The sequence below is a fragment of the Kitasatospora sp. NPDC048715 genome, from assembly GCF_043198905.1.
In the GTDB taxonomy this organism is placed as follows: Bacteria; Actinomycetota; Actinomycetes; order Streptomycetales; family Streptomycetaceae; genus Kitasatospora; species Kitasatospora lactacystinica.
Window position 1 is genome coordinate 123,535 of record NZ_JBICVH010000011.1, and the last position, 14,345, is coordinate 137,879.

At 74.0% G+C, this 14,345-nt stretch carries 14 protein-coding genes; 9 read left to right on the forward strand and 5 right to left on the reverse strand.

Annotation, left to right across the window (positions count from 1 at the left end; genetic code table 11):
• Positions 1 to 117: 117 nt before the first annotated feature.
• The 5 genes from pucL to ACGFSC_RS21735 all read right to left on the reverse strand — a co-directional run bounded on the left by pucL (position 118) and on the right by ACGFSC_RS21735 (position 2,886).
• Positions 118 to 1,038: a factor-independent urate hydroxylase gene (gene pucL / locus ACGFSC_RS21715; RefSeq protein WP_359911801.1), complete on the reverse strand. Its 921-nt coding sequence runs from the start codon at positions 1,036 to 1,038 to the stop codon at positions 118 to 120.
• A gap of 33 nt (positions 1,039 to 1,071) precedes the next feature.
• Positions 1,072 to 1,407, reverse strand: coding sequence for a hydroxyisourate hydrolase (gene uraH, locus ACGFSC_RS21720; RefSeq protein ID WP_359911797.1), 336 nt, complete (start codon positions 1,405 to 1,407; stop codon positions 1,072 to 1,074).
• A 95-nt stretch (positions 1,408 to 1,502) separates the two neighbouring features.
• Positions 1,503 to 2,006, reverse strand: a complete 504-nt coding sequence (gene uraD / locus ACGFSC_RS21725) for a 2-oxo-4-hydroxy-4-carboxy-5-ureidoimidazoline decarboxylase (RefSeq protein ID WP_359911794.1) — start codon at positions 2,004 to 2,006, stop codon at positions 1,503 to 1,505.
• Between the two features lie 248 nt (positions 2,007 to 2,254).
• Positions 2,255 to 2,635, reverse strand: coding sequence for a helix-turn-helix domain-containing protein (locus tag ACGFSC_RS21730; RefSeq protein ID WP_359911791.1), 381 nt, complete (start codon positions 2,633 to 2,635; stop codon positions 2,255 to 2,257).
• Positions 2,632 to 2,886 (reverse strand): thiamine-binding protein, encoded by a 255-nt coding sequence (locus tag ACGFSC_RS21735; RefSeq protein WP_359911788.1) that lies wholly within the window; start codon positions 2,884 to 2,886, stop codon positions 2,632 to 2,634. Before ACGFSC_RS21735 ends, ACGFSC_RS21730 begins: the two co-directional genes overlap by 4 nt.
• Before the next feature lie 205 nt (positions 2,887 to 3,091).
• On the opposite strand from ACGFSC_RS21735, the gene ACGFSC_RS21740 reads away from it, so the two are divergent.
• The 9 genes from ACGFSC_RS21740 to ACGFSC_RS21780 all read left to right on the forward strand — a co-directional run bounded on the left by ACGFSC_RS21740 (position 3,092) and on the right by ACGFSC_RS21780 (position 14,339).
• Positions 3,092 to 3,937 carry a TIM barrel protein gene (locus ACGFSC_RS21740; protein ID WP_359911785.1) on the forward strand — a complete coding sequence of 282 codons (846 nt, stop codon included), beginning with the start codon at positions 3,092 to 3,094 and terminating at the stop codon, positions 3,935 to 3,937.
• Between the two features lie 152 nt (positions 3,938 to 4,089).
• A complete protein-coding gene (locus ACGFSC_RS21745; RefSeq protein WP_359911782.1) occupies positions 4,090 to 4,998 on the forward strand; it encodes a 2-hydroxy-3-oxopropionate reductase in 909 nt (302 codons plus the stop codon).
• 600 nt (positions 4,999 to 5,598) lie between these two features.
• Positions 5,599 to 6,741 (forward strand): glycerate kinase, encoded by a 1,143-nt coding sequence (locus ACGFSC_RS21750; RefSeq protein ID WP_359911779.1) that lies wholly within the window; start codon positions 5,599 to 5,601, stop codon positions 6,739 to 6,741.
• Between the two features lie 147 nt (positions 6,742 to 6,888).
• A complete protein-coding gene (allB, locus tag ACGFSC_RS21755) occupies positions 6,889 to 8,277 on the forward strand; it encodes an allantoinase AllB (protein WP_359911776.1) in 1,389 nt (462 codons plus the stop codon).
• A gap of 10 nt (positions 8,278 to 8,287) precedes the next feature.
• On the forward strand, positions 8,288 to 9,484 hold the full coding sequence (gene alc, locus ACGFSC_RS21760) for an allantoicase (protein ID WP_359911773.1): 1,197 nt from the start codon (positions 8,288 to 8,290) through the stop codon (positions 9,482 to 9,484).
• 112 nt (positions 9,485 to 9,596) lie between these two features.
• A complete protein-coding gene (locus tag ACGFSC_RS21765; RefSeq protein WP_359911770.1) occupies positions 9,597 to 11,057 on the forward strand; it encodes a catalase in 1,461 nt (486 codons plus the stop codon).
• Between the two features lie 252 nt (positions 11,058 to 11,309).
• Positions 11,310 to 12,089 (forward strand): IclR family transcriptional regulator C-terminal domain-containing protein, encoded by a 780-nt coding sequence (locus tag ACGFSC_RS21770; protein WP_359911767.1) that lies wholly within the window; start codon positions 11,310 to 11,312, stop codon positions 12,087 to 12,089.
• 207 nt (positions 12,090 to 12,296) lie between these two features.
• The gene (locus tag ACGFSC_RS21775) at positions 12,297 to 13,211 is read left to right on the forward strand and encodes a metal-dependent hydrolase (RefSeq protein WP_359911764.1); all 915 of its coding nucleotides are present in this window, start codon (positions 12,297 to 12,299) and stop codon (positions 13,209 to 13,211) included.
• Between the two features lie 39 nt (positions 13,212 to 13,250).
• Positions 13,251 to 14,339, forward strand: coding sequence for a PDR/VanB family oxidoreductase (locus ACGFSC_RS21780; RefSeq protein WP_359911761.1), 1,089 nt, complete (start codon positions 13,251 to 13,253; stop codon positions 14,337 to 14,339).
• Positions 14,340 to 14,345: the final 6 nt, after the last annotated feature.

Consider the following 14,345-nt stretch of genomic DNA (forward strand, 5'->3'; position numbering starts at 1 on the left):
TGCGGGTGGCACCGCGGGAGCGGTTGCCGTGGATGGAGCGGTCCGCCCGCACCCGACCGGTCCGTGGGGGCCGGAGGGTGCGGCGATTTCCGGGCGGCGTCCACCGGGTGGGGGAGGTCAGGCGACCGGGATGACCGGGACGACGCCCTCGCGGTGCACGGTGCCCTCGATCAGGCCGTACATGCGGTCCGCGGCGAAGTAGACCTCGTTGTCGTTCTTGAGGCCGAACGGTTCCAGGTCGACCAGGAAGTGGTGCTTGTTCGGCAGTTCGAGGCGGACCTCGTCCACCTCGGCGCGGTTGTCGAGGACCCGGGTGCCCATCGCGTGCAGGGTCTGCTGCAGCGAGTAGGAGTAGGTCTCGGCGAAAGCCTCCAGCAGGTGCCGCCTCACCCGGGTGTAGGAGCGGTTCCAGTGGGGCTGGGCCTCGCCGTCCTTCCCGCTGTAGCCGAACTTCCAGCGGGCGGTGACCTGGGTGGCGAGGATGCGGTCGTACGCCTCCTGGAGGGTGGTGTAGCCGTCCTTGATGTAGCCCCAGAACTCCGAGTTGGTGGAGTTCATGACGACGAGGTCCTTCAGGCCGGAGACGACCTGGACGGACTCCCCGTCGTAGACGATCTCGCTGGTGCGGACCTCCTGGCCGCTGCGGACGAAGGAGTGGCCCACCTCCTCCGAGCCGATGAAGCGGGCCGAGCTGTCCGGCGTCCTGATCCGGTCCCAGGCGTACTCCTCGATCCGGATCCGGGCGCTGTGCACGACGCCGCGCTCGGTGTCGTCGACGAAGTGGCGTGCCAGGAGGATGCCGAACGCCTCGGCCGACTCGATGCCGTGCTCCTTGGCGAAGGCGTAGACGGTGTTCTTGGTGGTGTCGGTGGGGAGGCAGTTGGCGTTGGACCCGGTGAGGTGGACGTCCTCGAACTCGCCGCGGAGCGAGACCGAGACGTTCAGGTCCTTGATCTCGTGCCGGGAGGAGTCGCGGTGGATCCGGACGATGCGGTTCTCCGCCTTGCCGTACTGGTTCTGACCGAGCACGTGGGCCATGACGTGGCTCCTAAGCTTTTCAAGGTCGGTCCACTAGCTTCCGCGGTAGACCGAGTATCCGAACGGGTTGAGCAGCAGCGGCACGTGGTAGTGGTGCTGTTCGGGCGCGACCGTGAAGACGATCGAGACCTCGGGGAAGAACGGCGGTTCGGCGGACTTGAGCGCGTGGTACGCGCCGGTGCCGAAGAGCAGCCGGACGACCGAGCCCGCCTCCACGGCCGGCAGGTCCGCGACCCGGCCGTCGGAGTCCGTGGCGGAGGTGCCGAGCACCTGCCAGCCACCCTCGGTGTGCAGTGCGAGCTCGACCGGGACGCCTTCGGCCGGTCGGCCGAGGCTGGTGTCGAGCACGTGGGTGGAGATGCCAGTCATGGGTGAAGTGGCCTTACTGATGGCAGAGGTGATGATGTGTCAGATTTTCGGTGGGATTCCCGGGAGGGTTCGGTGCGACGGCGTGTGACGGTGCGTCAGAAAGTGTCGAGCAGACGGTCGAGCCGGATGTCGTTGATCTTGCGCAGCTCCTCGCGGACGGTCTCCGCCTCGGCGGCGGCGTCGTTGGGGAGGCGCTCGCGCAGGGCGGCGAGCATGCCGACCGCGGTGCGGCCGGTCGCGCAGACCAGGAACACGTGGCCGAACTCGGCCTCGTAGGCGGCGTTGGCCTCGCGCAGTTCGTCGAGGACCGCCTGGTCCGCGCCCCGGATCCCGGCCTGTTCGCGCTCGGAGGTGGCGTCGCCCGCCACGGGCGTGCCGATCCGGGCGTGTCCGGCCATCGCGTCGCGCAGGTCCTCGGTCGTCAGCGACGCCATGGCCGCCGCGTTGGCGGCGAGCAGGGCCTCGCGGTCGGACCACGGCCCGGCCGCGGCGACCGCGGCGGCCCAGCGGGGGCTGGAGCACACCTCCAGCAGGATCTCTTCCAGCTCCGCGGTGTCGGCCGCGGCCAGGGCGTCAAGGGCGTGGGGGTGGTTGGTCACGGGTGGACCTCCTGAAGAGTGGTGCCACCCGGAAAAGCTAGATCGGCCCCACCCGGCCGTCAACACTTTGTTGAACTGTTGGTGGTTACGTTTTGAACCGGGCCGCGATGCCGGGCCCTTTCGTGTGCGATTCGCCAAGTGTGCCCCGCCGCAGGCCGATCCACTCCTGCCGTGCCGGCGGGGTCACCCGTTCGGAAGCCCCCGGGGCGGGGGCCCGCACGTGCCCCGGAGGGCGTCGAACCGGGGCGTCAGGACGGCTTCGCGCCGTCCTGGCGGTTCAGGTAGTTGTACACGGTGAAGCGGCTGACGCCCAGGGCGGAGGCGACGGTCTCCACGCCGTGGCGGACGGTGAAGGCGCCGCGCTCCTCCAGCAGGGCGACGACCCGCTGCTTCTCCAGCCGGTCGAGCTCGGCCAGCGGGCGGCCGTCGAACTGGCGGGTCATCTCGGTGAGCAGCCGGTCCAGCGCGCTGCCCAGGTGGGGCAGTCGGACGGCCAGGGCCGGGACGCCCTCCCACTCCAGGACCACGTCGTCGGGCTTCGCCTCGTCCAGGGGGACGGGCGTCGCGCCGACCGCGGCCAGCAGCGGCTTCACCGCCGCGGCGAGCGGGTGTTCCACGTTCTCGGTCACGGCGTACCGTCCTCCTCGCCCAGCACGCTGACCTGGACCGAGATCCGGGTCGCCCCGGCGTCCAGGGTCTCCCTGAGCAGCTTGGTCACCGCCGCGAGGACCTGCTCGGCCCCGCCCTCGGCGCCGGTGCCGAAGGGGCCGACCGACACGGCCAGGCCGGCCTCGTCGACGACCTTGCGGGCCGCCGCGGCGTGCTCCGGGAACGTGTCCAGTTCGAACGGTTCTGTCGTGAACTCCACCATCAATCGCACGGGGTCACTGTAGCGAGCGGGGGTGCGGGCGGGCAGGGCCCGGGTGATCGAACAGTCCGGCCCCGGGGGCGGCATGGCCATGAGGCGGCTTCAACAAATTGTTGCGACTCCCTTGACACTCGCTCGGCGGGCCGGAGATGCTTCCACCACACAGAATCCCTCTTCCGGATCGTGGAAGTTGCGGATGAAGGAAGAGAGAAGAGAGGTGAGCGACGTGACGGCGGCAGCCCAGCACGGCTTCACGGTCAACCTGTCGATCCTGTTCGGCGAACTGCCGCTCCTGGAGCGCCCCGCCGCGGCCGCCGCGGCCGGCTTCACGGCCGCCGAACTGTGGTGGCCCTTCGGGGCGGAACACGACCCCTCGCAGGCCGAACTGGACGCGCTGCGCAAGGCGTTCACCGACGCCGGCGTACGGCTCACCGGCCTGAACCTCCTGGACGACCTGAGCCTGGGCGCCCGCGGCACCGTCTCGGTGCCGTCCGAGCGGGACCGCTTCCGCGCCAACCTCCCGGTCGCCGCGGAGCTCGCCGCCTCGCTCGGCGCCACCGCGCTCAACGCGCTGTACGGCAACCGGGCCGAGGGCGTCGACCCGGCCGAGCAGGACGCGCTCGCGCTGGAGCACCTGGTGCTCGCCGCGCGGGCCGCGCACGGGATCGGCGCGATCCTGCTCGTCGAGGCCCTGAACAAGGACGAGTCGCCGCACTACCCGCTGGTCTCGGCCGCCGCCGCCGTCGAGGTCGTCGACAAGGTCAACGCCGCCACCGGCCTCGGGAACGCCAGGTTCCTCTGCGACCTGTACCACCTGGCCAGGAACGGCGAGGACCTGCCGGCGGTCATCGACGCGTACGCCGACCGGATCGGCCACGTGCAGATCGCCGACCATCCGGGCCGCAACGAGCCCGGCACCGGCGACCTGGACTTCGAGGACCTCTTCGCCAGGCTCACGGCCGCGGGCTACAGCGGTTCGATCGGCCTGGAGTACCGCCCCTCCACCGGCGTCAGCGCCGACGGCTTCGGGTGGCTGCCGCGCGAGCTGCGCGCCGTCAGGTAGCCGGCCGCGCGGCGGAGCCGATGAGCGCCGCCGAGCCGCATGCCGCCGACGTGCGCGTCACCGAGCCGTGTGCCGCCGACTCGCGCGGCGCCGCCGGGCCTCGCCGCCGACCCACCCGACCTCCCACCCGCACACGTAAGGAACTCGACGCGATGAGCCGCAAGATCGCCTTCATCGGCCTCGGCATCATGGGCAGCCCGATGGCCGCCAACCTGGTCGGGGCCGGCCACCACGTCACCGGCTTCAACCTCACCCGGCCGCCGATCGACGCCCTGGTCGCGGCCGGCGGCCACGGTGCCACCAGCATCGCGGAGGCGGTGAAGGACGCCGAGGTGGTCATCACCATGGTCCCGGCCGACCCGCAGGTCGAGCAGGTCGTCCTGGGCGAGGGCGGGGTGCTGGAGAACGCCGCGCCCGGCACCCTGGTGATCGACATGTCCTCGATCACCCCGCAGACCTCGATCAAGGTCGAGGCCGCCGCCAGGGAGAAGGGCGTCCGCACCCTGGACGCCCCCGTCTCCGGCGGCGAGGCCGGTGCCGTCGAGGCCGTCCTGTCGATCATGGTCGGCGGTGCCGCCGAGGACTTCGCCGAGGCCCGGCCGCTGTTCGACGCGCTGGGCACCACGGTCGTCCACGTCGGCCCGGCCGGCGCCGGCCAGACCGTCAAGGCCGCCAACCAGCTGATCGTCGCGGTCAACATCCAGGTGCTCGCCGAGGCCGTCGTGTTCCTGGAGAACGCCGGCGTCGACCTGGCGGCCGCGCTGGACGTGCTCGGCGGTGGCCTGGCCGGCTCCACGGTGCTCAACCGCAAGAAGGCGAACATGCTGAACCGCGAGTTCGCCCCCGGTTTCCGGATCGACCTGCACCACAAGGACATGGGCATCGTCACCGACGCCGCCCGCGCCGTGGGCGCCGCGCTGCCGGTCGGCGCCGTGGTGGCCCAGCTGGTCGCCTCCGCCCGGGCCAACGGCGACGGCTCGCTCGACCACTCGGCGCTCCTGCGCGGCGTCGAGCGGCTCTCCGGGCGCGGGGCCGCACGGGGCGGGTCCGACCGGCCCTGATCCCCGGGGGCTCCCGCGCGGAGCCCCCGGTCCGAGCTCCTCCTGGCGGCGTGTACCCATTCCGGTCGTGCCCGCGCCGCCAGGAGGCCAGGCCCGGCCGGCGTGCGGGCCGGGGCTCATCCGCCCGCCCGCCGGTCGCTCCGAGCCGGTGACGCGTACGTCCCCCCTGGGGGCACTTCGGTCGTGCCCGGTACGCGTCGCCGGGCCTCCTCCCCGCCGAGGGGAGCCCCCCGAACGTCGGAAGCGGGACGGGGGACGGCGGGGAGGGGGCGCACCCCTCCGACCGGTCCCCTCCGGACGGCCCCCTCCGACCGGTCCCCTCCGGACGGTCCCCTCCGACCGGTCCCCTCCGACCGGTCCCCTCCGGACGGCCCCCTCCGACCGGTCCCCTCCGGACGGTCCCCTCCGACCGGTCCCCTCCGGACCGCCCCTCCGGACGGCCTCTCCGGGCCGATGCCCCCGGATCGCCCCGGCCGGACCCCCGCCGAGCGGCCCGCCGGCCGCCCCGGCCCGGGCACTGGCCCCCCGGGACACCCGGGCCCATGCTGGACGCACACCGCAGAGCCACCGCCAGACCCGTACGGAAGCGAGGACCGCGCCATGCCCGCCATCCCCCACCAGGGCCATGTGGTCGTCGCCCCCGACAAGTTCAAGGGCAGCCTGGAGGGCGCCGAGGCGGCGGCCCGGATCGCCGCCGGCATCCGGCGTGCCGCGCCCGGCACCGAGGTGCGCGAACTGCCCGTCGCCGACGGCGGCGAGGGCACCCTGGCCGCCGCGCTCGCGGCCGGGTTCAGCCGGGTCCCGGCCAAGGTGGCCGGCCCGACCGGCCTGCCGGTGGACGCCGCGCTGGCCGTCCGGGACGACACCGCCGTGGTCGAGCTGGCGCAGGCCTCCGGCCTCGCCCGGCTGCCCGGCGGCCGCGCCGCCCCGCTCGCGGCCGGGTCCTACGGGGTCGGCCAGCTGATCGCCAGGGCGGTCTCGCTCGGCGTGAAGCGGATCGTGCTGGGCCTGGGCGGCAGCGCCGGTACGGACGGCGGCGCCGGCATGGTGCAGGCGCTCGGGGTACGGCTGCTCGACGCCGCCGGCGTCGAACTGCCGCCCGGCGGCGCCGCGTTGCGCCGGCTCGCGGAGATCGACCTCGGCCCGCTGGCCGAGGCCCTGGGCGGGGTCGAGGTCGTGGTGGCCTGCGACGTGGACAACCCGCTGCTCGGCCCGCGCGGCGCCCCGGCCGTCTACGGCCCGCAGAAGGGCGCCGACGGCGAGGACCTGGTGGTGCTGGAGGAGGGGCTGACCCGGTTCGCCGACCTGGTGGCCGAGGCCACCGGGCGGGACCTCCGGGAGGCGCCCGGCGCCGGCGCCGCGGGCGGGGTGGGCTTCGCGGCCCTGGCCCTGCTCGGCGCCACCATGCGCCCGGGCATCGAGCTGCTGCTCGACCTGCTGGGCTTCGACGGGGCCGTGCGTGGGGCACGCCTCGTCGTGACCGGCGAGGGCTGCCTGGACGCGCAGACGCTCCACGGCAAGGCCCCCGCCGGAGTCGCCGCCGCGGCCGCCCGGGCGGGGGTTCGGGTGGCCGCCGTGGCGGGCCGGCTGGAGCTGTCCGAGCCCGAGTGGCGGGCCGCCGGTTTCACCGCCGCGATCGCCCTGACCGACCTGGCCGAGCGGCCGGGGGAGAGCATGACCAGGGCCGGTGAGCTGGCCGAACTCGCGGGGGAGAGGCTGGCCGGCGAGCTGCTGCCGGGCTGAACCCCGGCGCGTACCGGACCGTCCCGCGGGCCCGGGCCCCGCGCGTCCAACCATTGACGTTTTGTTGAAGGCGGGCCTAGGCTCCCGGCAATCCTTCGCCTCCACCCTGCTCCACCACCCTCGACTCCCAGGTTTCGGAGGTCCCCCATGCCTTTCGGCCAGCCCACGGTGATCCGCTCCCGCCGGGCGGTCCTGCCCGACGGCGAGCGCCCCGCGGACGTGCTGATCCAGGGCGGGACGATCGCCCGCACGGCCCCGCACGGCTCGCTGGCGGTCGCCGGGGGCGAGCTCGTCGACCTCGGTGACACCGCCCTGCTGCCCGGCCTGGTCGACACCCACGTGCACGTCAACGAGCCCGGCCGCACCGAGTGGGAGGGCTTCGCCACCGCCACCCGGGCCGCCGCGGCCGGCGGCGTCACCACGATCATCGACATGCCGCTCAACTCGATCCCGCCCACCACCACGGTGGCGGGGCTGGCGCTCAAGCGGAAGGCAGCCGAGGGCCAGGCCTGGGTCGACCTCGGCTTCTGGGGCGGCGCCGTCCCCGGCAACGTCGCCGACCTCGAACCGCTCTACCGGGAGGGCGTGTTCGGCTTCAAGAGCTTCCTCGCCCCCTCCGGGGTGGACGAGTTCCCGCACGTCGAGGCCGCGGACCTGGAGGCGGCGCTGGCGGAGCAGACCCGGATCGGGGCGCTGGCGATCATCCACGCCGAGGACCCGGCCGTGCTCGCCGCCGCCCCGCAGCAACCCGGTGTCCACTACCGGGACTTCCTGGCCTCCCGGCCCGTCGACGCGGAGACCGCGGCGGTCGCCCGGCTGCTCGACGCGGCCCGGCGCACCGGCGCCCGGGTGCACGTCCTGCACGTCTCCTCCGCCGCCGTCCTGCCGCTGCTGCGGCAGGCCCGCGAGGACGGCGTACGGGTGACCGCCGAGACCTGTCCGCACTACCTGACGCTCGCGGCCGAGCAGGTGCCGGACGGCGACACCGCCTTCAAGTGCTGTCCGCCGATCCGCGACGAGTCCAACCGGGACGCGCTCTGGGAGGCCCTGGCGAACGGCGAGTTCATCGCCGTCGTCTCCGACCACTCGCCGTCCACCCCCGACCTCAAGCTGCTGCCCGAGTACGGCGGCAGCGGCGACTTCGCGGCCGCCTGGGGCGGCATCGCCTCGCTCCAGCTCGGCCTGCCGGCCGTCTGGACCGAGGCCCGCCGCCGCGGCCGCACCCTGTCCGACGTGGTGCGCTGGATGTCCGCCGGACCGGCCGAACTGGTCGGCCTCACCGGCACCAAGGGCGCCATCGCCGCCGGTCACGACGCGGACCTGGTCGCCTTCGACCCCGAGGGCGGCTTCGCCGTCCGGGCGAGCGGGCTGCACCACCGCAACCCCGTGACCCCCTACGCCGGCCGGACCCTCACCGGTGCGGTGCGCACCACCTGGCTGCGCGGCCGCGAGGTGGACCCCGCGGCCCGCCCCTTCGGCCGGCAGCTCGCCCGGCCCCGATCCCGTCCCGCCACCACCCCGCCCGTACGCGCCTAAAGGAGAGTCAGTGACCACTGCCGACACCCCGAGTGCTCCCTTCACCGAGCTGGTCAACCTGGCCTCCCGACTGCTCGGCGCGGGCGTCGTCGCCACCAACGAGGACACCTTCGCGGACGCCGAGAACCTGCTGGTCGCCAAGCCGGCCGAGTTCCGCCCGCACACCTTCGGCCACAAGGGCCAGATCATGGACGGCTGGGAGTCCAAGCGCCGTCGCGGGGTCTCCGCCGAGCAGCCGCACCCCACCGACGAGGACCACGACTGGACGATCGTGCGGCTCGGCGTCGCCGGGGTGGTCCACGGCGTGATCGTGGACACCGCCCACTTCACCGGCAACTACCCGGAGTCCGCCTCGGTCGAGGCCGCGTCCGTCCCCGGCCACCCCTCGCCCGAGGAGCTCCGGGGCGCCGAGTGGACCACGATCGTGCCGCGCACCGCGCTGAGCGGCGACACCGCCCACGAGTTCGCCGTCGCGGACGGCACCCGCTTCACCCATGTGCGGCTGAACATCTTCCCGGACGGCGGCGTCGCCCGGCTGCGGGTGCACGGCGAGGTGCTGCCCGACCCGCGCGAACTGGACGGCCTCACCTTCGACCTGGCCGCCCAGGAGTACGGCGGCGTGGCCGAGGCGGCGTCCGACCGCTACTTCTCCTCCCCGCACAACCTGAACGCTCCCGGCCGTGCCTCCGTCATGGGCGACGGCTGGGAGACCCGGCGTCGGCGCGACAAGGCCAACGACTGGGTGCAGATCGCCCTGGCCGGGGGCGGTGAGGTCCTGGCCGCCGAAGTGGACACCTCCTGCTTCGTCGCCAATGCCCCCGGCTGGGCCGACCTGATCGGCTTCGACGCCTCGACCGGGGCGGACCCGGCCGACGGCGAGTGGTTCGAACTCCTGCCCCGCACAAGGCTCCAGCCCGACACCCGGCACCGCTTCCGGCTCGACGCCGGCCGCCCGGTGACCCACGTGCGCATCAACGTCCACCCGGACGGCGGCCTGGCCCGCCTCCGGCTCACCGGCCGCCTCACCGGGGCCGGCCGCGCGGCCCTCGCGCTGCGCTGGTTCAACGCCCTCCCGGCCGCGGAGGCCGTCGCGGCCCTCACCGGGGCCGGTGTCGCCGCGCAGGAGGCCGCCGCGCTGACCGCCGCCCGTCCCGCGGCCGACCCGGTGACGGCCGCGGCCGTCGTCCGGAGCCTGTTCGGCGGCTGACGATCCGTCGGATCCCTCGCCCGGAGCCCGTGGAACCCGTCCGGGCGGGGATCTGACGATGCGTCACCCATTTCTCCGCGCACCGCCCTTATCGACACCCGAAGGACCCTCCATGCCCAAGATCCTGACCACGGAGTCCGGTGCCCCGGTCGCCGACAACCAGAACTCGGCCTCGGCCGGCGCGTACGGCCCGCTGCTGGTCCAGGACCAGCAACTGCTGGAGAAGCTGGCCCGGTTCAACCGCGAGCGGATCCCGGAGCGCGTCGTGCACGCCCGAGGCTCCGGCGCGTACGGCTACTTCGAGGTCACCGACGAGGTCGCGCGGTACACCCGGGCGGGCTTCCTCTCCGAGGTTGGCAGGCGCACCGAGGTCTTCCTGCGCTTCTCCACCGTGGCCGGCAACCTGGGCTCCGGCGACGCGGTGCGCGACCCGCGCGGCTTCGCCGTGAAGTTCTACACCGAGGACGGCAATTACGACCTCGTCGGCAACAACACGCCGGTGTTCTTCATCAAGGACCCGGTCAAGTTCCCGGACTTCATCCACTCGCAGAAGCGCGACCCGTACACCGGCGTGCAGGAGGCGGACAACGTCTGGGACTTCTGGGCCCACTCGCCGGCCTCGACCCACCAGATCACCTGGCTGTTCGGCGACCGCGGCATCCCGGCCTCGTACCGCCACATGAACGGCTACGGCTCCCACACCTACCAGTGGGTCAACGCCGACGGCGACGCCTACTGGGTGAAGTACCACTTCAGGACCAACCAGGGCATCCGCTGCCTGGACGGCGGCCAGGCAGCCGAGGTCGTCGGCGGCGACGCCGACTCGCACCAGCGCGACCTCCACCAGGCCATCGAGCGCGGGGTGTTCCCGTCCTGGACCCTCCACGTCCAGTTGATGCCGGTCGCCGACGCCGCGGACTACCGCTTCAACCCCTTCGACCTCACCAAGGTCTGGCCGCACGCCGACTACCCGCTGGTCAAGGTCGGCCGCCTGGTCCTCAACAGGAACCCGGAGAACGTCTTCGCCGAGGTCGAGCAGGCCGCGTTCTCGCCGAACAACTTCGTGCCCGGCATCGGCCCGTCCCCGGACAAGATGCTCCAGGGGCGCCTGTTCGCCTACGCGGACGCCCAGCGCTACCGCCTCGGCGTCAACCACACCCAACTGCCGGTGAACGCCCCGCGCGCCACCGAGGCCGCCAACTACGGCCGGGACGGCCTGATGGCGGTCAACGGCGCCGGCCGCGGCAGGAACTACGAGCCCAACTCGTACGGCGGGCCGGCCCAGACCGGCGAAGCGCTGTCCGCGCCGGTCGAGGTGGCGGGCCGCACCGGCACGTACACCACCCCGGCGCACACCAAGGACGACGACTTCTTCCAGGCCGGCGAGCTGTACCGGCTGATGTCGGCCGGCGAGAGGTCCCGTCTGATCGACAACCTCGCGGGCTCCCTGGCGCAGGTCTCGCGGGACGACGTGGTGGAGCGCAACCTCGCCCACTTCCGCGCCGCGGACGAGGAGTTCGGCGCCCGGCTGGCCGCCGCCGTCACCACCCTGCGGGCGGGCGACGAGGGCTGAGCGCCGACGGCGGGCCGGCCCACCATCCGCACCACCGTCCCCACGGCCGCCGGGCCCGCACCCGGCGGCCCCGCGAGCGGGCCCCTCCCCCTGGGCAGTGGGGGAGGGGCCCGTCACGTCGTCCCAGGTCGGGCGGTGGGGCGCCACGGATTGTCCACGGATATGCACGGACGGCAGCCGTCGGAGCCGCCGGGTCGATAGGCTGGTGGGTGCCCGCGGTCGCTCCGTGGGGGGACATCGGAAGGGGACGACATGTCGACACCAGCCCCGGGTCGTCACGCCGCTTTGGACCAGGGCCCGACGGGCTCGTTCACCTCCCTCCAGCACGCCCTCAGACTGCTGGAGGCGGTCGACCGCCACCCCGACGGTGCCACCCTGGTGGCCCTCGCCCGGGAGACCTCGCTCGGGCTGCCCACCGTGCGCCGGCTCGCCGAGATCCTGGAGGTCGAGGGCTATCTCCAGTGCCAGGACGGCGGTTGGCTGCTGGGCGGCACCTTCGCCCTGCTCGGCCAGCACAACCGGGAGCAGCTGGTGAAGGCCCGGCTCAACCGCAAGCTCGCCGAACTCCGGGACGAGCTCGGCGCCGCCGTGTACTTCAGCCGGTACCACGACGGCGAGTTGTCGGTGGAGGCGGTCTCGGCCGCCGACTACGCGCCGGCCGTGCAGGAGTGGGTGGACTTCCGGGCCACCGCGCACGCCAGCGCGATCGGCAAGTGCCTGCTCGGTCAGCTGGACGCGGACGCCCGGCGGGACCACCTCTCCCGGCACCCGGTCGCCCGGCTCACCTCCCGCACCGTCACCGACGCCGACCAGCTGATGCACCGGTTGGAGCGGCAGCCGGCCACGGTGCCGGTGCTGGACATCCAGGAGTACGCGCTGGGCACGGTGTGCGCGGCGGTGCCGATCACGGCGGGCAGTACGGTCGGCTGCCTGGCCACCTCGATGCCGGCGGACAGCGTGCACAGGCTGAAGGCGGCCGCCGAGCTGCTGGCGGCCCGGGCGGCGCCGCTGATGCTGGCGATGGCGGTCTGACGCCAAGCCGGCGGTCGCGCAGACGAGTTCGAGGAGGCCCTGCCGGGAGACCGGTGGGGCCTCCCGCGTTTCCCGTGGTGGCCGCCGGTGCGCGTCACTTATTAGACTCGATGTCGATAAGGGTCGCCGAACCCCTTGTCCTGACGGCTACCCGCGAGTACGTTTCCCTGGAGCCGAGCCGCCGCCCCCAGGTCAGGAGGGCCTGCCATGCCCCGTTCCACCCCCGTCCCCGCCCTCGCCGCCCCCGCCGCGCGCGTGCACGACAGCCTCGTGCTGGAACCCCGGGACGTCCGCTTCGACTGGGCCCAGCTGCCGCTGCACTGGATCCCGGACGAGCCGATGGCCACCCACGTCATCAACGTGCTGCACCTGCTGCTGCCCGAAGGGGAGCGGTGGTTCGTCAAGGTGTTCAAGGAGGCGCTGCCGCTCGTCCGGGACGAGCAACTGCGCGAGGAGGTCCTCGGGTTCATCGGACAGGAGGCCATCCACGCCGAGGCGCACCAGGAGGTCCTGGACCACCTGCTCGGCCAGGGGCTCGACCCGCGGCCGTACGTCCGGCAGATCTCCTGGCTGTTCCGGCGCGTCCTCGGCGACAAGCCGGGCCTGACGCCGGACCGGCAGCGGGAGAACGTCATCGAGCGGGTCGCCTTCATCGCGGCGATCGAGCACTTCACCGCCTTCCTCGGCAACTGGGCGCTCAACTCCCCGGGCCTGGACCGGGCCAAGGCCGACCCGACGATGCTCGACCTGCTGCGCTGGCACGGCGCGGAGGAGGTCGAGCACCGCAGCGTCGCCTACGACCTGATGGTCCACCTGGACCCGGGCTACCTGCGCCGGGTGCGCGGAATGGCGGTCTCCGGGCCGCTGCTCGTCCACCTCTGGGTGCGCGGCGCCCGCTTCCTGCTCGCCGCCGACCCCTCCCTCGAAGGCCGGCTCAAGCCCACCTGGCGGGAGGCGGGCCGGATCGCCAGGCGCGGACTGCTGCCGGACCCGGTCAAGTCGATCCGCTCCGGACTGCGCTACCTGCGACCGGGCTACCACCCCACCCAGGAGGGCTCGTCCAGCCAGGCGCTGGGCTACCTCGCCACCTCCCCGGCCGCCCGCGCGGCCGCCGGGCGCTGAGCCCGGTCCCTCTCCCACCCACCCCGAGGACCCCGCCGGATGGACCAGCTCACCCCGCCCCCCGACCTCTACGGCCGCCCCCGCCCCGACGGCTTCATGCGCCGGCTCACCGCCTTCGGCGACCGCTACTCCCCGGCCCTCGGCGGCCCGCTGCTGCGCCGCAACCCCCGCCGGCCGCTCAGCCGCCCCACCCCGCCGCTCCAACTGGTCGTCGCCGAGCGCCGCCGACCGGCCGTCGACGTCGTGGAGCTGCTCCTCGCCGACCCCTCCGGCGGCCCGCTGCCCGGCTGGCAGCCCGGCGCCCACCTGCGCCTCGTCCTGCCCTCCGGCCGCGAACGCCACTACTCCCTCAGCGGCGACCCGGCCGACCGCACCCACTACCGCGTCGCCGTCCGGCGGCTGCCCGAGGGCGGCGGCGGATCCGTCGAGGTCCACGACGCCCTGCACCCCGGCACCCGGCTCACCGCCCGCCGCCCGCGCAACGGCTTCGCCTTCTGCGCCGAGCCCGCCGTCCTCCTGCTGGCCGGCGGCATCGGCATCACCCCGCTGCTCCCGATGGCCCGCGAGGCGCAGCGGCACGGCCTGGACTGGCGCCTGGTGCACGTCGGCCGCAGCGCCGACACCCTCCCGTACACGGACGAGCTGCGCGCCCTCGACCCGCGCCGGGTGGTGCTGCGCACCGACGACGAGCACGGCGGCGTCCCCACCGGAGCCGAACTGCTCGCCCACGCCCCGCGCGGCGCCGCCGTCTACTGCTGCGGCCCGGCGCCGATGCTCACCGCCGTGCAGCGCGCCCTGGACGCCTCCCCGGCCGCCTCCCTGCACTTCGAGCGCTTCGGCGCCGCCCCGGTCACCGACGGCGAGCCGTTCGCCGTCCGCCTCGGCACCGACGGTCCGGACCTCGACGTCCCCGCCGACCGCTCCGCCCTCGACGTGCTGCGCGAGGCCCGCCCGGACCTCCCGTACTCCTGCCACCAGGGCTTCTGCGGCACCTGCGAGGTCCGGGTGCTGGCCGGCACGCCCGACCACCGGGACCGCCGCCTCACCCCCGAGCAGCGTGCCGCCGGCGCCCTGCTGCCCTGCGTCTCCCGGGCCGCCGAGGGCGAGACCCTCGTGCTCGACCTCTAGAAGGAG